The 17,013-nt window shown below is 58.8% G+C and carries 19 protein-coding genes; 12 read left to right on the top strand and 7 right to left on the bottom strand.

Annotated features, from left to right (window positions below; all coding sequences use genetic code 11):
* Nucleotides 1-72: 72 nt before the first annotated feature.
* Both NW849_RS01620 and NW849_RS01615 read left to right on the top strand, forming a co-directional pair.
* Nucleotides 73-1,185 carry a hypothetical protein gene (locus NW849_RS01620; protein ID WP_414355631.1) on the top strand — a complete coding sequence of 371 codons (1,113 nt, stop codon included), beginning with the start codon at nt 73-75 and terminating at the stop codon, nt 1,183-1,185.
* Nucleotides 1,186-1,350: 165 nt separating this feature from the next.
* On the top strand, nt 1,351-2,607 hold the full coding sequence (locus NW849_RS01615) for an AI-2E family transporter (RefSeq protein WP_414355630.1): 1,257 nt from the start codon (nt 1,351-1,353) through the stop codon (nt 2,605-2,607).
* Nucleotides 2,608-2,680: 73 nt separating this feature from the next.
* Here NW849_RS01615 and NW849_RS01610 read toward each other — a convergent pair whose 3' ends face one another.
* Both NW849_RS01610 and rnc read right to left on the bottom strand, forming a co-directional pair.
* Nucleotides 2,681-2,908 carry a hypothetical protein gene (locus NW849_RS01610; protein ID WP_414355629.1) on the bottom strand — a complete coding sequence of 76 codons (228 nt, stop codon included), beginning with the start codon at nt 2,906-2,908 and terminating at the stop codon, nt 2,681-2,683.
* Entirely contained in the window at nt 2,905-3,627 is a 723-nt protein-coding gene (rnc, locus tag NW849_RS01605) for a ribonuclease III (RefSeq protein WP_414355628.1), read from the bottom strand. Before rnc ends, NW849_RS01610 begins: the two co-directional genes overlap by 4 nt.
* Before the next feature lie 154 nt (nt 3,628-3,781).
* On the opposite strand from rnc, the gene NW849_RS01600 reads away from it, so the two are divergent.
* The gene (locus NW849_RS01600) at nt 3,782-4,114 is read left to right on the top strand and encodes a hypothetical protein (protein ID WP_011432395.1); all 333 of its coding nucleotides are present in this window, start codon (nt 3,782-3,784) and stop codon (nt 4,112-4,114) included.
* Between the two features lie 62 nt (nt 4,115-4,176).
* Here the strand turns inward: NW849_RS01600 and NW849_RS01595 are convergent, their stop codons facing one another.
* The 5 genes from NW849_RS01595 to lpdA all read right to left on the bottom strand — a co-directional run bounded on the left by NW849_RS01595 (nt 4,177) and on the right by lpdA (nt 8,957).
* The gene (locus tag NW849_RS01595) at nt 4,177-4,452 is read right to left on the bottom strand and encodes a hypothetical protein (protein WP_099812344.1); all 276 of its coding nucleotides are present in this window, start codon (nt 4,450-4,452) and stop codon (nt 4,177-4,179) included.
* Between the two features lie 100 nt (nt 4,453-4,552).
* A complete protein-coding gene (gene mutY, locus NW849_RS01590) occupies nt 4,553-5,626 on the bottom strand; it encodes an A/G-specific adenine glycosylase (protein ID WP_414355642.1) in 1,074 nt (357 codons plus the stop codon).
* 85 nt (nt 5,627-5,711) lie between these two features.
* Complete coding sequence (locus NW849_RS01585) at nt 5,712-5,849, bottom strand: hypothetical protein (protein WP_011432392.1); 138 nt, start codon at nt 5,847-5,849, stop codon at nt 5,712-5,714.
* A gap of 233 nt (nt 5,850-6,082) precedes the next feature.
* Nucleotides 6,083-7,378, bottom strand: coding sequence for a class I SAM-dependent methyltransferase (locus NW849_RS01580; RefSeq protein ID WP_414355627.1), 1,296 nt, complete (start codon nt 7,376-7,378; stop codon nt 6,083-6,085).
* 196 nt (nt 7,379-7,574) lie between these two features.
* Nucleotides 7,575-8,957, bottom strand: a complete 1,383-nt coding sequence (gene lpdA / locus NW849_RS01575) for a dihydrolipoyl dehydrogenase (RefSeq protein ID WP_414355641.1) — start codon at nt 8,955-8,957, stop codon at nt 7,575-7,577.
* A gap of 119 nt (nt 8,958-9,076) precedes the next feature.
* Between lpdA and NW849_RS01570 the strand changes: the two genes are divergently transcribed.
* From NW849_RS01570 to NW849_RS01530, 9 genes are all read left to right on the top strand, one after another.
* On the top strand, nt 9,077-9,859 hold the full coding sequence (locus NW849_RS01570) for an HAD family hydrolase (protein WP_414355626.1): 783 nt from the start codon (nt 9,077-9,079) through the stop codon (nt 9,857-9,859).
* Entirely contained in the window at nt 9,856-10,710 is an 855-nt protein-coding gene (locus NW849_RS01565) for a M28 family peptidase (RefSeq protein ID WP_414355625.1), read from the top strand. Before NW849_RS01570 ends, NW849_RS01565 begins: the two co-directional genes overlap by 4 nt.
* Nucleotides 10,711-10,968: 258 nt before the next feature.
* A complete protein-coding gene (locus NW849_RS01560; RefSeq protein ID WP_414355624.1) occupies nt 10,969-11,730 on the top strand; it encodes a ChaB family protein in 762 nt (253 codons plus the stop codon).
* Nucleotides 11,731-11,878: 148 nt separating this feature from the next.
* Complete coding sequence (locus tag NW849_RS01555; protein WP_011432386.1) at nt 11,879-12,814, top strand: DnaJ C-terminal domain-containing protein; 936 nt, start codon at nt 11,879-11,881, stop codon at nt 12,812-12,814.
* Nucleotides 12,811-13,092, top strand: a complete 282-nt coding sequence (locus tag NW849_RS01550; protein ID WP_011432385.1) for a chaperone modulator CbpM — start codon at nt 12,811-12,813, stop codon at nt 13,090-13,092. Before NW849_RS01555 ends, NW849_RS01550 begins: the two co-directional genes overlap by 4 nt.
* A 34-nt stretch (nt 13,093-13,126) precedes the next feature.
* The gene (locus NW849_RS01545; protein ID WP_414355623.1) at nt 13,127-13,885 is read left to right on the top strand and encodes a photosystem reaction center subunit H; all 759 of its coding nucleotides are present in this window, start codon (nt 13,127-13,129) and stop codon (nt 13,883-13,885) included.
* A 271-nt stretch (nt 13,886-14,156) separates the two neighbouring features.
* A complete protein-coding gene (gene rplU, locus NW849_RS01540) occupies nt 14,157-14,582 on the top strand; it encodes a 50S ribosomal protein L21 (protein WP_414355622.1) in 426 nt (141 codons plus the stop codon).
* A gap of 73 nt (nt 14,583-14,655) precedes the next feature.
* Nucleotides 14,656-14,925 (top strand): 50S ribosomal protein L27, encoded by a 270-nt coding sequence (rpmA, locus tag NW849_RS01535; RefSeq protein ID WP_414355621.1) that lies wholly within the window; start codon nt 14,656-14,658, stop codon nt 14,923-14,925.
* A 225-nt stretch (nt 14,926-15,150) separates the two neighbouring features.
* On the top strand, nt 15,151-16,653 hold the full coding sequence (locus NW849_RS01530; RefSeq protein ID WP_414355620.1) for a cellulose synthase: 1,503 nt from the start codon (nt 15,151-15,153) through the stop codon (nt 16,651-16,653).
* Nucleotides 16,654-17,013 lie beyond the last annotated feature (360 nt).

The following is a 17,013-nucleotide window of genomic DNA, read 5'->3' as shown; positions in this document are numbered from 1 at the left end:
GGACACTGCGGCTGCGGCGAACTAGTTTAGAGGCAACTCTTTACTTCTAAGCTATTTCAAGGGGTGGGATCCATGCTTAAGCCCAGTCTTTTGTTCTCCGGCTCGGCGCTGTTGGGTTTGCTGTCTTTGCCGTTTTTGATTGGCGAATGTGGCTGGTTGACCTCATCTCGTAAGAGCCAGAGTCCTGTCACTGAGGTTTCTCTACAAGCTTGGGAGCACTCCCTGCCCTCATCCCAGACCTTGTTTGAAGATGAAGCAGGTTCTGAATCTTGGCTCAGGCGGCAAGCCCAACTGCAAGAACGGGTACAACAGCTTGAGCAGCGCTCTCTCGCTCACCAGCAGCAGGTCTATCAATGGCTTGCGCAACAGGCAGATCCCCAGCCCGCCGGGGTTGTTGGCCGTTCCAACCCAAGCCTTGCCGTGCCGGCACGGCCTCGGCGTCAGAATCCCACTCTCTCTCAATCCTCTGCTCCGGCGGATCTTCCCAATGAGCTGGCGCGGCTAACCCAGTCCATCCAACAGGAGCCGGGAAATGCGCAACTTTATCTGCAACGGGCGCAATACTTCTGGCGTCAGTCTCAAGAAGATCCTGCTGCTTTACCGCAGCCTGAGCATGCTTCTGCCATTGCTCGCTTGATGCGCTCTGCTCTGCGGGATCTGGATATTGCCATTGCTTTGGATCCCTATCTGGCTGAAGCCTATTTGCTCAAGGCCAAAATCCAACACGAGCGTTTGCAAGAACCTGAGCAGGCTCTGGCGAGCTTGTCTCCCCTGGATCGGATTGCCTATCACAACCCGCAACTGCACTTGATCCGCTCTCGCATCTGGGCCGAACAAGGCCATCTGGAATCGGCATTTGATGTGTCGCATCTGGCGATTGAGCTGGCCAAGCAAAATCAAAGTGCTGCCGATCTTTTCGAGGCCTATGTCCATCGCGGCCTGATGTGGGCCAGCATCTGCGACTTCAATTTGGCCGTTCAAGATTTCAGCCGAGCTCTTGAGTTGCAGCCTTACCAAGGTGATGTGTACTACTACCGGGGTATGGCGCGCGCTTACCAGGGAGAGGATAGGGCTGGTGCCGCTTCCGATTTGGGTAGCGCTTTGATGTTGTGGCGGGCTTCCGGCACGGGATCCCCGGAGCTGCTGGAATATGCAGAAGCGGTACGGATGGAACTGCTACGGTAGCTGCAATTCTGGCTGGGTTTTTGCTGCGGATCTTTGGTCTGGCCGACTGGGCAGGGAAGTTCTGGGTCTAGGGTCTTTGCCCAAGAGCGTTTGGCAAGTCCAGCTAGGGCAAGCCAGGATGGTAGAGCCATCTGTTACCTAGCCCCCTGAAGAGAACCCAGCCAGATGATGAGCCGAAGACAATTGACCATCTCCGTATCCTCCGTAGCCCTGGTGGTGGCCACAGGGATGCTGTTGTTGCTGCTGTGGCAACTGCGCAGCTTGGTGCTGACGGTGATGATCGCGGTGGTGGTGGCGGCAGCGCTGGCTCCCCTGGTGGATCTGGCCGAGCGATTACGCATCCCCCGCTGGCTGGGGGTTGTGCTGGTGTATTTGAGCTTAATTGCCGGGATTGCCGGCTTGGCTCTGCTGATTGGCCCAACGGTGGCGACTCAGACCCAGCGGTTGCTAGCGAGGTTGCCTTTCTATCTGGAGCAGTTGCAACTGCTGGTGGACACCTGGATTGCTGATCTGGCGGGGGTGGATCCGGCGGCGCTGGACTACCTAAACCAGTTGCTCGACCCTCAGTCGTTGATGAGCTGGGCGGTTCGCTCGGGACAACGGGTGCTGGTGCAGTCTTTCGACTTCACCCGTGGTTTGCTGGGCGGTCTGCTGACCATGGTGCTGACCCTCTTCATTTCCGGCTACATGCTGGTGAGCGGCTCTGACTTGGTGCGGGGCTTGGTGGAGTTGTTTCCCTATCCCTGGAATGAGCGGCTTGCTGAGCAGGTACACCCGATGGCTCAGCGCATGGGGGGCTACATCCAGGGGCGGGTGCTGGTCTCTGCCATTTTGGGTGTGATGATCACCGTCTCGCTTCGCTTTCTCGGCCTGTCGGAGTTCGCTCTGGCGCTGGGGGTGATCGCCGGGTTTACCAACCTTATCCCCTTCATTGGGCCGGTACTGGGATCCCTGCCCGCCTTGGTGGTGGCAATCGTTCAGGGGGGCTGGACTTTTTTGTGGGTGCTGATCCTATACGTTGCCGTTCAAAACCTGGAAACCTATGTGTTGGATCCTCTGTTGGTGGGATCCTCGGTGCGGGTGAAGCCCTTGTATCAGTTGCTGGCGGTGCTGGGGGGCACCCAGTTGTTGGGTATTGTTGGGGCGGTGATCGCCCCCCCGTGGGTGGCGGGTATGGCGGTGCTGCTGGAGAACCTCTATCTGAAGCCCAAGCAGGAGGCAGAGGTTCGAGCCAGGCTGTATGCTCGGGCCACCGAGGCTGCTGGTTCTTTGGCTTTGCCGGGGATGGATCCTGCCGACGCGAGCAGCCCGGAGCCATCTTTTTCCTCTCGTCCGAATGACTCGTCAAACGAGCCGGAAGGGTTGCCACAGAAAGAAAGTCTCTCGCCTGCGGATCCCGTAGCCGGAAGAAGTCCTTATTAGCAAGCTTCTCATCTGATTCGCCTCTGTTGCTCTCGGAGAAGGGCTATTGTGGTTGCTGGATAAGGGGCGCATCTCAGCGGTGACGGGCATCGAGGATGAACAGAGCACTACCTACGACGAACAGGAGGCTGGCTCCTATCCCCAGCAGGGTTTGGACAACCTTGAGATTGAGAAGGGTTGGAGCTGCGGGATCCCACGGAGGGGGGTCGCTACCCAAGGTCATCACCTCGCTCGCCGCAAACAGGCTGCTCCCCAGCAAAAACAACCAACTGGCCAACTCGTAGCGGTGGTTGCCTCTCATGTCTTCTCCGACTGCAAGTGTTCGTAGGCTTGAGCAGCGGCGGCCATTTCCGCAGCCTTTTTTGAGCGACCTTCACCGCGGCCCCAGCACCGCCCTTGCCCCCAGACTTCCATGGTGAAATGAGGGGGATGCTCCTGGGCGGCCACCAGGCGGTATTCGGGCAGGCTACCCCAAAGGCGTTGGGTCAGTTCTTGCAAGGCTGCTTTGGGGTTGCGCCGAGTGGGGTCTTGGAACCATTGCTCCACTCGCCGGTGTAGATAGGGATCCAGCCAGGGATGCAGCCTGGGCAGCGTGTAAATACCCCAACTGAGATAAAAAGCCCCAAGCAGAGCCTCGAAAGCATCCGCCAGCCGCCGACCCCGTCCGGCCAAGTCGTTTTGAGAGCTGGATCCCACCTCGAGGTAGCGATCCAAGCCGTGCAGATCCGCCAGTTCTGCCAGGTAAGCATCGCTGGTCAGGTCGGAGCGAATCGCGGTCAGCTCTCCCACCGACAGATGGGGATAGGACTGAAACAAGAATTCCGTAACCAAAATTCGCAGGACAGAATCCCCCAACAACTCCAGCCGATCGTTGTTCCGCTGGCCATCCAGAGAAGGGTGAATCAAGGCCTGATCCAGCAGATCCCAGCGCAGCTGCTCCAGCAAAGCCGGATCCCTGAATCCAAGGCAAGCCAGCAAATGCTCCAAGGCACGACGGCGGGACGGGATCAACTCAACCATACCATCAGGATACTGACGTTGCCTCAGCGGTCAGAGCTGCACAGCTTAGGCCCATTTTGACCTGGGCCATCCCACCCCAGCCGGGATCCCCGCTCAGGCGGTAAGCCAGCTATGCTACAGGAGTAGTATAGGCTTTTCGAGGGAGGATCCCTGCATGCCCATTCGCGCCAATTCCCCCATTCCCACGACCCAGATGGAAGTGACCAGCATTCGGCTGGAACGTGAGCTGAAGCAGCGACTGAAGGCGTTGGCCGGAAATCAGGGTTACCAGGCCCTCATACGGGAAATTCTTTGGAGTTATGTCCTACGCCACTCCCAAGGGGCTGCCACCCTCAGTCCTGAGGATATTCGGGCCAGCTTCCCGGCCACGGCCCACCAAGCCCAATGCTGTGCTCTCACCGGACGGGCCATTCAACCGCAGGAGCCAATGTTGCTGGGGTGGACCACCGATGGGAAGTTTGTCGCCCTCAGCTCCTCCTGCTTTTAATCTTTGTTTTGGAGTCTCTCTCCAGTTGGCGAAAGGCTCCACCCGGCACGAATGCCACCCCTTTAGACGCCACGAAGTTCTCGATATTTTCTGGCCCGTTCCTCGGCTGGATCGGGGGCTTGAGCTTTGGCAACTGCCTCCTCCAGTTGGGCCATCACCGTCTCTGCCGGTTCAGCGGAGCGGACGACGTAAAACATTAGGTTAATGGCTTCGTTGGCCGTCAGTTTGAGGGTTTCTTTTCCCTTGGGCACCAGCGCGATCTTGCCATCTGTGGTTGTGATGGCTGTGTGGGATCCCTTAGCCAGAATCTCCCCAGCTTTTTCCAGAGTGACAAGCATATCCGTAGCTCACGGCAGCAGGACATCTACTATCCTATCGAATGTCTTGGGGCAAACGTTCCAGAAGGGTCTAAGCCATTTGGCGGATTGGGTGGGTTCATCATGGGTTGCCATGCTCTGCCAGCCAAGCATACAAGTGGGGAAACAACTTTTGATTGGCCCCTGGGAAGGGAAATTCCGACAGCTCCGCCGGGCTGACCCAGCGCACCTCGCTACATTGCAGGGCTTGGGCTTCTCCGCCCAGGTAGCGGCAGATAAAAGCAATAAGAGTAACGGTGAAATGGGTGTAGGCATGTTCGATGGTGGCCAGCGGTGCGACCACCTCGATATCGATGCCGATTTCTTCCTTCACCTCCCGTACTACACACTCAGCAGCCGTTTCTCCCGGCTCGATTTTGCCTCCGGGAAACTCCCACAGCCCGCTGAGCATTGAGCTTTCCAGTCGTCGATCGATAAGGATTTCTTTTCCCCGCAGAACAATGGCAACCGCGATTTGCTTATGAGGACGGGAGGCACGGGGTGCAGACATAGGCAATTGTTGGTGTTGACCTCGATTGTAGGCGCTGCAATCCGCTTGCCAAGGGCACTGGCCACAGTGAGGCTTTTTGGGACGACAGACGGTAGCCCCCAAATCCATCAGGGCTTGGTTAAAAGCCCGCGGCTGCACGGGATCCAACAATTGCTGGGAAAGCTGCCACAGCAGGGACAGACACTGGGACGGAGGCTGCTGCAAAGCCACCAAGCGAGCCAGCACCCGCTTGACGTTGCCATCCAAAATGGGCAAAGGCTGATCGAAGGCAGCGCTGAGAATGCCGCCGGCTGTGGTGCGCCCGATCCCCGGCAGAGCCAGCACCTGCTCCAAATCCCTGGGGAACTCGCCGTTCCGTTCCCGCACCAGGATTTGGGCGGCTTTGTGCAAGTTCAGGGCCCGCCGGTAGTAGCCCAGGCCCTCCCACAGTTTCAGCACCTGCTGCTGGGGGGCTGCCGCCAATGCTGGGATCCCGGGCAGGGTTTGCATCCAGCGCTGAAAGTAGGGGATAACTGTTGCCACCTGGGTTTGCTGTAACATCACTTCCGAAACCCAAATGGCGTAAGGATCCCGGGTGCGGCGCCAGGGCAGATCCCGCCCGTGTTCACGGTACCAACGCTGAAGAGACTGCCGCAAGCGTTGCAAAGAAGCCTCGTCCCACTCCCCTCCTTTGCTCGGAAGGCTGGCAATGTAGGAAAAACTGACCTCGGCTTCTGATATGGGCTGAGACTCAAGCTGCGTAAGCAAAGTGCAAAGCCCACCAGATCAGGGCCGAAACCACACCGGCCACAATTCCTGCCGAGATCAAAACGACAATTGGGCTATCTGCCCCCTTGAACTTCATAATGCCGCGATTGTAGTCAGCCATCCTTGCCTCCTACCAGCTCTGGCGTTGGGGTTGTCAGGGATGTTGATCGGGATCCAGATTTGCCAGCTCTATTCACAGGGAAAGCTGTGGCGAAGATGTCCCAGTAGAGGTGCTCCGCACCGCCGGCGCAAACATGCCTGGGGAGAAGCACCGTCCTCGGTCATGCATGATACAACCTTAGCATGGAACAGACTTTGACCCTGGTGATTTGGACTGTTTGGAATAACCAGAAGCTAGGCAACCCGCAGAACTAACCGGTCTGCTTCCCACTGTCTGAAGAGGTTGAGAAGGTGGTCGGGTCTCTCTTCGTGGGCAGCCAGGATCTCAGCGCCAGAACGGGCTTGATTGGCCAGGGGCAGCAGCAGCTCCACCACCTGGTAGCGGGTAGAGGCTATCATCTTGCCCGGGATCCGGGCGATAGGCCAGAAAATATCCATCTTCTGGGTCAGGATCTGGGCCGGATCCAGCTTGCCCAACAGATCTGAAAAGGGGATTTTTTGATCCCAGTAGCGCACGCTGCCATAGCGGACGAACAAGGGGTTGAGCTGCCAGCGGGAGCTCTTAAAAAATTCGACTGTAAAGGGATCCCAGTGGTCCACCTTTTTCCCTTGATGGCAACACCAGAAGAGATTTTGCGTGTGATATAGGGGCTCCAGATACTCGATGACCCGCAGTTGGTCGATGCGAGCGAGGGCCTCGTAGCGGCGGTGGAACTCCAGGTGGGTGGCGGCAATCAACGGCCTGGCGTTCCAATAGTCCAAGTAGGGGGCTACATCGATAAACTCCAGCCCGGCTTGGGCAAGCAAGTCGGGAATCTCGCCGATGTCGAAAGGAATATCATTGGCATGGAAGAAATTATCGACAATGTTTTCATCTTGTCCATAGTATTCTTGGTGAGCCTTGGCGTGCTTGGCCAAAAGGGAATTGGGGCTGGCTCCCTTCAGCAGTTGCCGCACAAATTCGATCTTTTCTGGGGTTGCAGGTGGGGTGATGCCCAACAACTCCAAGGCTCGCCGAATGCGGTACAGATGCCAACGGCCTGAACGGTTGTAGAGCATCAGCGCCATCACCCCATCGGGAGCCAACCGCGATGCCAGATTGCTCAAAGCCTTCACCGGATCTGCAGTGTGGTGAATCACGCCGTAGGAGCTGATCATGTCGAAGATGCCTTCGGGCCAAGTAGAGGGATCCAGCAGATCCCCGTACTGCACCGAACAGTTGCGCAGGCCGTGGTGCTTAATTCGCTTCTGGGCCATCTCCAGGGCTGGGCGACTGATGTCAATCCCGACCACCGAACCATAGCCGGGGTTGCTGGCGGCAATGCCATGCACTTCCCAGCCGGTGCCACACCCTGCCACCAAAAACCTGGCTCCTGCGGGCTCTTGCAGCCTACGGGTGCGGGCGTACTGCGCCAAGGTATAGCTGCCCAGACTGGAGAAGCCCTCAAAGGGTCGGTCGTAAGGAATAGGAGGATAGGGGAAAGTCTCGTACTGGGCCTGCACCGCCCGGGTAATCTCGGCTTCGCTCACCAAAAGCACTTCCTCCCACGCGTTCCCCCCCATCCTAAGGTCTTCTTGACGCTTTGAGCCGGGAGATCTTGCTGGGTTGCCCGTCTGAGAACCTGGCCCTTCACAGCCTGGTTGTAAACCCCGCCGGAGGCAGAGCGGGCGGGACGGAGTCCTCACAAAACCGAGTGAGGCAGGCGACCCTCTGCCGAGCCGTTGGCTAAGCCCCTGCCAGAGCGTGAGTTGCCCGCTTGTAGGCTTCCTCCAGCGTCTCTGCCAAGGTGGGGTGAACGTGCACCAAGCCGGCCAGTTCTCGCACCGTGGCCCGGCGAGCAATGGCCTGAGCTGCCTCGTGAATCAAATCCGCCGCATGGGGCCCGAAGATATGGGATCCCAGCAGTAGGCCGGTGCTCTTGTCAAAGACCAGCTTGACCATGCCCTCTGTCTCTCCCGAAGCAATGGCCTTGGAGTTGCCGCCAAAGTAGGTGCGCACCGTGCCCACGCTGTAGCCTTCCTCCTTGGCCTGAGGTTCGGTCAGCCCCACAAAACCCATTTCCGGGTGGGTGAACACCGCGGCCGGGATGCTGAGGTAGTCCATGTAGGCAGTACGGCCACAGATGTTTTCCACGGCCACTCTCCCCTGAGCTGCCGCCGCGTGAGCCAACATCATTTTGCCTGTCACATCCCCAATGGCCCAGAGGTGAGGCAAATCGGTGGCCATGCGGCTATCGACGGGGATGAACCCCCGTTTGCCGGTGTCGATGCCCAGCTCGGCCAAGCCCAGCCCCTCTGAGACCGGGATCCGACCGGCAGCCACCAAGCAGCCATCCACCTGCAGCGTCTCGCCGTTGGAGAGGTGAATCGTTACTGGCTGGCCAGGGATCACCTGCTTGGCCGTGATCCCCACGTAGGTCTGGATTTGCCTGGGCTTAATCAGCACCCGCTGGGCCAGGCGGGCAATATCGGGGTCAAAGGCCGGCATCAGGGTCTCCAGGGCTTCGATGAGGATGACCTGGGATCCCAAGGCAGTGTAGATGTCGGCAAACTCCTGGCCAATGTAGCCACTGCCGATAATCGCTAGGCGCTCCGGGATCCACTCCAGCCGCACCGCCTCGTCGCTGGTGAACACCGTCCGCCCATCCACCTCGATGCCAGGGGGCACAAAGGGGCGGGAGCCCGTAGCAAGAATAACATCCTGCGCCGTGTAGGTATAGGATCCCTTCTCTTCCTGGACTTCCACCTGCTGGGGTGCCACCAACTTGCCTCGCCCTCTCAGGATTGTTACCCCCAGCTTCTCCAGCGAGCGAGTCATGTCGGCGCGGATCTTCTCCACCACTTGGGCAGCATGGGCGGCAATCGCTCCCCGGTCAGCCTGGACGGATCCCACTTGGATGCCCAGCTCAGAGCTGTGTTGCAGTTCCCGCAGGCGTCCTGAGGCGGCCAGCAGAGCCTTGGAGGGGATGCAGCCGCGGTTGATGCAGGTGCCGCCCATTTCTGCACCTTCGACGATGGCGGTTTTCAGGCCGGATTCGACAGCATGCAAAGCAGCGCCGTGACCGCCGACGCCGGCACCGATGATGATCAAGTCAAAATCGAAGCTCATGGCGAGATTGGATAACCAGTGCCTCATTTTCTCACCTTGTTGGCCTTCCCAGAAACCTGGCTAGGGGCACCCAAGCCATGCAGTAGCATAGAGTCGCTTGTAGGCGGGTGGGGGTACACATGACACTCCAAGCTTTGATCTTCGATGTGGACGGCACGCTGGCGGACACGGAGCGGGATGGTCATCGCGTGGCCTTTAACGCTGCCTTTGCCGAGGCAGGGCTGGACTGGCACTGGTCGGTGGAGCTGTACGGCCAGCTCTTGGCCATTACGGGAGGTAAAGAGCGCATTCGCCACTTTATCGACACCATTCAGCCGCCGCTGCTCCCTGGGGAAGATCTGGTGGCTCTGATTGCCCGGTTGCACCAGGCCAAAACCCGCCACTACACTGCCCTATTGGCCCAAGGGGGGATCCCACTCCGCCCAGGGGTGAAGCGCCTCCTGCAGGAGGCCAGAGCTGCTGGGATCCGCTTGGCCATTGCCACCACCACCACGCCGGAAAATGTAACAGCCCTTTTGGAGCACACACTGCCGGAGAGCCTAAGCTGGTTTGAAGTGATCGCTGCCGGCGATATTGTCCCCGCCAAAAAGCCCGCCCCCGACATCTACTTCTACACCCTGGAACAGATGGGGCTGCCCCCCCAGGCCTGCCTGGCCTTTGAAGACTCGGAGAATGGGCTGCGCTCGGCCCAGCAGGCCGGTATTCCCACTGTGGTGACGGTAAACGACTATACTCGGGATCAGGATTTTTCCGGGGCGGCTCTGGTGCTGGATCACCTGGGGGAGCCTGAGGATCCGTTTTGGGTGTTGGCGGGAACGGTGGGATCCCACCGCTACTTCACCCTGGAGTTGGCCCGACAGATCCATGCTCAAGTTGCCCGGTCTGGAGTGGGAAGCTCATGATGGCGTCAGATCTCCAAGACCTGCGGCAGCGCCTAGAGGCTCATCTGCAGCAAGTGGCCCAGCCCCGGGATCCCGACTGGTCGCCCTTGGGCCATCAGCAGGTGGAGCGCTACATCCAAGAGCAGCTTTCTAAGTGGGGATCCCTGGAGTCCTTCCCCTTTGAGGCCGGTGGCCGCCTGCACCGCAACTGGATCTTGAAATTGCCGGGATCCCGTTCTGGCCGCCAACCCATCCTCATCGGAGCCCACTTTGACGCTGCCCCGGCAACCCCTGGAGCAGACGACAACGCCAGCGGCATAGCGGTGTTGCTGGAATTGGCCCGCCATTTTGCCGCCAACCCTGCCCCTTCCCCCCTGTGGCTGGTGGCTTTTGACCTGGAGGAGCGGGGGATGGTGGGCAGTGGGGCTTACGCCCAGTTTCTTCAACGTCAGAGGCAATCCCTACGGCTGATGCTGTCTTTGGAAATGCTGGGCTACCGGGATCCCACCCCCGGATCCCAGGACTATCCCGCCGGCCTTGAGAAGCTTTACCCCAACCGGGGAGATTACATTGGCCTTATTGGCAACTGGCCCACCTGGGGGGATCTGCTCAAGCTGCAGCGTGATTTTCAAAAAGCGGGGATCCCTTGCTGTTGGTTGTTGGCCGGGCAGCGGGGCCTAATCCTGCCTGCCACTCGCCTGAGCGACCACTCCCCCTTTTGGGATGCGGGCTACGCCGCCGTTATGGTTACCGACACCGCCTTCTTGCGCAACCCTCACTACCACAAGCCAAGCGACACCCTCGAAACCCTAGATCAAGACTTCCTGACGGGGGTCTGCCAGGGCTTGATGGCCGGGATCCGCTCGCTGTAGCTCCTCCAAACCCCCCAGTCATTCCGGCAGCAAGTAGCATGCGTTGAATCCCAACTCCCCTCTCCTGGAAGGAGGCTGGGGGTAAGGGTAGAGTTGGCATCCTCAGTACGGAGATTTCTCCAGGGGGTTCGCGATTCTGCGACCGAGTCCTTTGCTGAAGAGGGGAGACAATAGACGAGAGTAGTAAGACGAGAGTAGTAGCAGGGAAAAGGTTAAAAAACCTGCCTTGGCACTGTAAAACTCAGCAGGAGATTGCGTATGAGCGCTTTTGCCCAAGCTCCCAAAAAGTGTGTTTCCGCCGCTTTCAAAGAAGAGGGCAAGCTGCAAGAGTGTATCCAGCGGCTTTTGAACCGTGGCATTCCCAACGATCGCATCTCCATTATTGGCCGCAACTTTCAAACCGAAGCCAAAATTACCGGGTTTATCACCCGCAAAGAGGTGGTTCTGGACGGTCTGACCAATGGGGCCATCTATGGATCCCTGTTCGGATCCCTGCTGGGGCTGCTCACTGGCGTGGGGGTGCTGTTCATTCCCTTTTTGGGGGCAGTGGTGGCCGCTGGGCCTCTGGGAGCCGCTTTGTTGGGGGCAACGGGCGGCGCTTTGTACGGAGCACTGGGAGCGGGCCTGGGATCCGCCCTGATTGCCTTGGGTATGCCGCAGGAGAAAGCCGCCATCTACCAAACCCGGGTACAGGCGGGCGAGTTCTTGTTGGTGGTGCAAGTACCGGAAGAGAAGTCGGGCGAAATTTACTGGCTGCTGCAGAGTGCTGGCGGAGAGGAAGTTTCCATTGCCGACTTGAACTTGCCCGGTGAGCCAGAGGGAGACTTAACCCCAGAGAGCATCTCGCCGGAAATCCGCGCTGACCTCTCGGAAGAAGCGCAGCAAACCTTTGTGGAAGCCTACAACCAAGCCAAACAAGAGAGCAATAACTCCACCCATGCACTCCTCAAAGCTTGGGAAAAGGTCAAGCAAATTTTCACACGAGATGAGAAAGGGATCTTCTCCAAACGCAAGCCCTAGCCCAAAAAGTTTCCGAAGTAGTGAGAGCACAGTAAAGCGCCATCTCGCCCTTCTGCCTCTACCTCTTTTGGATCTGCTCTAATTCGCCAACTGCAACTTTGTATTCTGGAAATAGCTCGAAAAACCCTAACCTTGCAGGGGTGAGCCTATGGCTGCGAGTGACTTCAAGGATTACTACAAGATCCTGGGCGTCAGCAGAGATGCCTCTGCCGAGGAAATCAAGCGCGTCTATCGCAAGCTGGCCCGCCAGTATCACCCCGATGTCAACCCTGGGAATAAGGCGGCAGAGGAGCGCTTCAAGGAGATCAACGAAGCCTACGAGGTGCTCTCTGATCCAGAGAAGCGGCGGCGCTACGACCAGTTTGGGCAGTACTGGCAGCGGGTGGGTACTGGTTCTGCTGCTGGAATGCCGGGCATGGAGGGCTTCGCCCAATACGCCAGCTTCGAGGAGTTTATCAACGAGCTGCTGGGCCGTATGGGCTCCCGCCGCAGCGGGTTCCAGGGCTTCGCCGGCGGCTTTGGGCCGTTTGTTTCGGTGGATTTGCCGGGGCAGGATGTGGAGGGCACCCTGGGTCTCAGTTGGGCAGAAGCTTTCCACGGCACCCAGAAACGGCTGAACCTAGATGGAGAAACGCTAACTATCCGCATTCCCCCCGGCGCTAAGCCGGGCAGTCGCATCCGCGTCAAGGGCAAAGGCCAGGTCAGCCCCTTTGGCGGGCCAAGAGGGGATCTCTACCTCACCCTGGAGCTGCCCCCCCATCCCTTCTTCCGCTTTGACGGAGACAACCTGCTCTGCGAGCTGCCCATTACTCCTGACGAGGCGGCTTTGGGAGGGACGGCGGAAGTTCCCACCCCTACGGGTCGCGTGCAACTGAGGATCCCTGCCGGGGTAGACAGCGGCCAAACCCTGCGGCTGCGGGGCCAAGGCTGGCGGGATCCCCAAGGCCAGCGGAGCGACCTGCTGGTGCGGCTGAAGGTGGTGGCACCCAAATCCCTTTCCCAGACCGAGCGGGATCTCTACGAAAAGCTGCGCCAAAGCCGTAGCTGGGATCCCCGCGCCCACTTGCAGGAGGTGAGTCTATGAGTTTGGCCATTGTGCGGGTAGAAGAACGGCTCTATACCTTTGAGCAGGCCACGGAACTGCTGGGGATCCCTCCCCACCTGCTGGAATGGCTGCTGGCCCAAGGCTTAGTGGAGGCCGAGAGCAGCTACCTGACCCCCCAACAGCTCAGGCGGTTGTTGCAAATGAGCCGCCTACACCGAGACTTGGGGCTTAACTGGACGGGGGCAGCGATGGTCTTGGACATGGCTCAGGAAATTGCCCGGCTCAGGGGGCAACTGCGCCACTACCGCGGATTTTGAGGCTGCCCAGCTAACCCATCAAGGAGATAACTCGATGAACCCTATGGAACAGATCATCCGACGTAGCCAAGTGGTGGGCCTGCTGGCCCTCGATGGCAGCACTGCTACCGCATTGGGTACCGTAGAAGAAATCTGGGTTGACCCAACAGGGCGGGTATGCTACTTCACCAGCCAGCAGGGGTACACCCCCCTGGAGCAGATTTCTCTCATCGGGCCAGACGCGCTGCTGACCTACTCTACCGTTTTTGCTACCCCCCTAACCCCCATCAGCTCTCTTTACCGCCGCACAGTGCGCATTGGGAATCGAGAGGTCGGCTGGATTGAGGATTTTCTCTTTGACTGGGAGACTGGAGCGATTGCCGCTTATATTCTGGGTGGCAGCATTGCCGAGCCTTGGGGGGGGCGCGCCGTTCTCCTGCCTGAGGACGTGGAAGCCATTGATGTGGACGCGGTGGTGGTCAAGGAGAATGCTCCGCAACGGCTGAAATCGGAAGCGGAAGGCTTAAAGAACTTTTGGAGCGAAAAATCTCGGCAGGTGAAACAGCTTATCCAGCGCATGGGGGATCGCCTCAAGGCGTTGGTTGGCCCACAGGATCCGCCGGAGGTGGTGCGCGTTAAGGTGAAGCAGGTGCGGGACGAGCTGGCCAAAGGGGGCAAGTTCGATCTCTCCCTACTGGACGAGGCGGCAGAGTTTCTGCAACACAAGTGGGAAACCTGGCAACATCGCCTCAGCCGCGCCGCTCAGCGCATGCAGGCTGCCCTTCAGGCTGCTTGGGAGAAGCTGACCGAATAATTTTTCAACCTCTAGCCTACGGTCGCTACAGATGCTGCGAAGTTGATTCTTAACTCCCCTCTCCCTCTAAGGGGGCTGGGGGTGAGGGTCAGCAGCAGGGGGATTCCGTCCCACTGCGCCGTCGGAACTGTTGCAAACCCGTTGGAAATGGCCACCCTCGCCCAACTCTAGCTGACAGATGGCGGCCTTTTCCGCTAGGATTTGGGATCGCTGTCAATGCTCGGATCAGGTTTCAAGACCCCCGCAGGGCACCTGTACGGCAGGGAGAAAGATGACTTACGCAATTGTGGAAACCGGCGGTAAGCAGCTTTGGGTGGAGCCGGGGCGTTTTTACGAGGTCGATCGCCTGGCGGAAGTGGAGGAGAACAGCCCCTTCGATTTGTCTCGTGTGCTGTTGATCAACCACGAGGGACAAATCACGTTGGGGCATCCCTACGTTTCGGAGGCGGTCGTCAGGGCACGGGTTTTACAGCATCGGCGCGGCGATAAAATCATCGTCTACAAGATGAGGCCAAAGAAAAAGACCCGCAAAAAGAGGGGTCATCGGCAACCGCTGACCCGTCTGCTGATCGAGTCTATTGAACTCAATGGGGTGCCCCTAGCCACGGCACCATCCCGTACGGAAGCGGCTCCAGAGTCTAACCCAGAGGCAGCCCCTTCGGCAGCGGCGACAGGGATCCCTGTGGAGGAGGAATAAGCTCTGAACTCAGGTGTCCTGAATCCCGATTTCTTTATCTTGTTGTTGATCATGCAGTTGCACAGGAGGTGTTATGGCTCATAAGAAGGGAACGGGCAGCACTCGCAACGGTCGAGATTCCAATGCCAAGCGGTTGGGGGTGAAGCGCTATGGGGGTGAGCTGGTGCATCCCGGTCATATTCTGGTCAGGCAGCGGGGCACCAAGTTTCACCCAGGGGTGAACGTGCGCATCGGCGGCGACGACACCTTGTATTCTGTGGTCACCGGCATTGTGACTTTTGAGCGCTACGGCAAGCGGCGGCAGAAGGTGAGTGTCTATCCGGCTGAGGTGGCTGCCCAGTAGGGAAAGGCCCAGCTTTGAGACTGCTTGGGAAAGTTGCTCCCGCAAGAGAAGGCCCTCGGTTCTGCCGACCAAGCTACCCGCCAGTCTAGGAACTGTCTGCTCCACAGTAGGCAGGATTTTGCTACTGCTGATTCCTGAATTTCTCCGGTCTTGCAGGTTGGGGCCAGCCGGAAGAGGAGAGGAGCTAGAGATCCCTGCCCCTTCGAGGGCGAAAATGGCAAAAGCGTGGAAGGCAGAAAGCTGATGCGGGTGTATTTGTTTCGCTGGGCAGGGTTGCTTCACCTCATTGCCGGGGTGATGTACCTCTACTGGCGACTGACAGCCGGGTTGATGGATTTGGGATCCCTTTTGTTTTGGGGGGCAGAGCTGTATGTTTGGCTGGCGGCGGTGGGCTTTACCCTCAGCCGCTATCCCCAAGTGCCGAGAGAGACGCTCCCATCCCCGGAGGTCCTGCGGCGGTCGTTTTTCCAGTTACCGCGAGTGGATGTGCTGGTGATGCGCCAGTGGGATTCCGTAGAGGCAACCCGGCAGACGGTGCTCTCGGCTCTGCACCTCGACTACCCGTGGGAGCGGTTGTTTGTCCACATTGTGGATCGGGTAGAAGATGAGGAGATGGCCAAGGCGGCGCGGGCCATTCCCTGCGAATACTGGGCCTGCCCTAGCCCCACAACCGACCCCCTGGCTTATGCAATGGGATCCCCTCACATCCAAGGGGAGTATCTGCTCCTGGTGCAGCCGGGCCATTTTCTCGAGCCGGACTTCCTGTGGCAGACCTTGCCCCGCTTTTACGACTCGCCGGAGCGGGCTCCCATCGCCAATCGTATCGGGTTTGTGCAGGCGATGCTGCGCACCCTAGGCCAGCCCAGAGCCGTTCACCCCCTGCAACAGCTTTTGGCGGTGGGATCCGAAGGGTATCAGGCGGCACCCCTGTTGGGTTCTGGCTGTCTCATCCGGCGCAAGGCTTTGGAAGGGATCCCGCAGATCGACATTCGCCGCCCTGTGCAGTTGGGGTGTCAGATGCACTGCCGTGGCTGGCAATCTCAATTGGTTCGCCAAACCCAGGTTACGGGTGTTTTGTTGCCCTTGCGCAACCGCCGCGTTGCTTTGCTGGCTTTGTTTTCGGCCTTGAGGGAAAACCCCTTTTGGGGCAAGCCGACCACACAGCAGCAGCGCTTTCAATACCTGTGGCTGGCCCTCTGGGCTGCCGGTGGGATGGCGGAGCTGGTCTACTTGGCGGTGCCGATGGTCTTTCTCTGCACGGGGTGGATGCCGGTGCCGGCCTTTGACCGGGTCTTCTTCGCGTGGTTTTTGCCTTATGCTCTCCTGGGGCGCATCAGTTGGCTCTTGGCCTTTCCCCCCCATCTGTGGGGGGCAGCTTGGCAGTCGGAACGGCAGACGGGCAGCCAGTTTTTTCAGTCCATCCAGGCGCTGGTGCAAAGTCTGCAGGGAGTGCCCCCCTATCCCGAACAGCCTTCCCAGCTCTCCTTGGGGCCTCAGGCTCTGGCTATTGTGCTGACTTTTCTGGCTATGGGGGTGGGATCCCTGCGTTTTGCCGGCAGTTGGGATCCCCCTTGGTCTGAGCTGATCTTTGGTTTGGTCTGGGCTTTCTACAACTTGATGATCCTGACGGCTCGCCCCGACGATCACGATTTTGCCGGCCTTGCCCTGCTCAACAACCGCACCGCCGAGTGGGCAGAGGAGAATTACGGTCATCTGGATTCAAACTAAGGCACTGCGCTCACACCTGAAACATGGGTCGCGTCAACGTTGCGGAGCAATAATGCACCGGGTCAGAAGGTTTTTCTCAGTAGTCCGGGTGTCTCACCCCAGACTGAAGCGACTGTAAGGGCTTCGCACCGCTGGCACGAGCGGAGATTCTTAGGGGTGCAGAGCCAAGACAGCCCGCGTCCAAACTGACGATCTGCTCCTGAGCTGGCAACCCTCTCCGGAACCTGGCTGTTGGGATTCTATCTCTCTGCTATGTGGAAAGGGTTGGATGGCAAAAGCTATGCTGGAATCTAGATTGGTATCTTAGCTTGACCTAGAATCGGGACTCATTAGGACTGTAGAGACCCAGAACATAAAACG

The organism is Synechococcus sp. R55.3 (assembly GCF_047461975.1).
Classification (GTDB): Bacteria; Cyanobacteriota; Cyanobacteriia; order Thermostichales; family Thermostichaceae; genus Thermostichus.
The sequence above is the reverse complement of the archived record's forward strand: the minus strand, read 5'-3'. Positions and strand labels throughout refer to the sequence as shown.

What these genes read in the sequence shown, in the direction of transcription:
- NW849_RS01565 (WP_414355625.1), top strand. Translation starts at nt 9,856, where the DNA reads ATGATGGCGTCAGATCTCCAAGACCTGCGGCAGCGCCTAGAGGCTCAT.
- NW849_RS01545 (WP_414355623.1), top strand. Translation starts at nt 13,127, where the DNA reads ATGAACCCTATGGAACAGATCATCCGACGTAGCCAAGTGGTGGGCCTG.
- NW849_RS01610 (WP_414355629.1), bottom strand. Translation starts at nt 2,908, where the DNA reads ATGAGAGGCAACCACCGCTACGAGTTGGCCAGTTGGTTGTTTTTGCTG.
- rplU (WP_414355622.1), top strand. Translation starts at nt 14,157, where the DNA reads ATGACTTACGCAATTGTGGAAACCGGCGGTAAGCAGCTTTGGGTGGAG.
- NW849_RS01555 (WP_011432386.1), top strand. Translation starts at nt 11,879, where the DNA reads ATGGCTGCGAGTGACTTCAAGGATTACTACAAGATCCTGGGCGTCAGC.
- NW849_RS01550 (WP_011432385.1), top strand. Translation starts at nt 12,811, where the DNA reads ATGAGTTTGGCCATTGTGCGGGTAGAAGAACGGCTCTATACCTTTGAG.
- lpdA (WP_414355641.1), bottom strand. Translation starts at nt 8,957, where the DNA reads ATGAGCTTCGATTTTGACTTGATCATCATCGGTGCCGGCGTCGGCGGT.
- NW849_RS01595 (WP_099812344.1), bottom strand. Translation starts at nt 4,452, where the DNA reads ATGCTTGTCACTCTGGAAAAAGCTGGGGAGATTCTGGCTAAGGGATCC.
- NW849_RS01570 (WP_414355626.1), top strand. Translation starts at nt 9,077, where the DNA reads ATGACACTCCAAGCTTTGATCTTCGATGTGGACGGCACGCTGGCGGAC.
- rpmA (WP_414355621.1), top strand. Translation starts at nt 14,656, where the DNA reads ATGGCTCATAAGAAGGGAACGGGCAGCACTCGCAACGGTCGAGATTCC.
- NW849_RS01585 (WP_011432392.1), bottom strand. Translation starts at nt 5,849, where the DNA reads ATGGCTGACTACAATCGCGGCATTATGAAGTTCAAGGGGGCAGATAGC.
- NW849_RS01600 (WP_011432395.1), top strand. Translation starts at nt 3,782, where the DNA reads ATGCCCATTCGCGCCAATTCCCCCATTCCCACGACCCAGATGGAAGTG.
- NW849_RS01560 (WP_414355624.1), top strand. Translation starts at nt 10,969, where the DNA reads ATGAGCGCTTTTGCCCAAGCTCCCAAAAAGTGTGTTTCCGCCGCTTTC.
- NW849_RS01615 (WP_414355630.1), top strand. Translation starts at nt 1,351, where the DNA reads ATGATGAGCCGAAGACAATTGACCATCTCCGTATCCTCCGTAGCCCTG.
- NW849_RS01620 (WP_414355631.1), top strand. Translation starts at nt 73, where the DNA reads ATGCTTAAGCCCAGTCTTTTGTTCTCCGGCTCGGCGCTGTTGGGTTTG.
- rnc (WP_414355628.1), bottom strand. Translation starts at nt 3,627, where the DNA reads ATGGTTGAGTTGATCCCGTCCCGCCGTCGTGCCTTGGAGCATTTGCTG.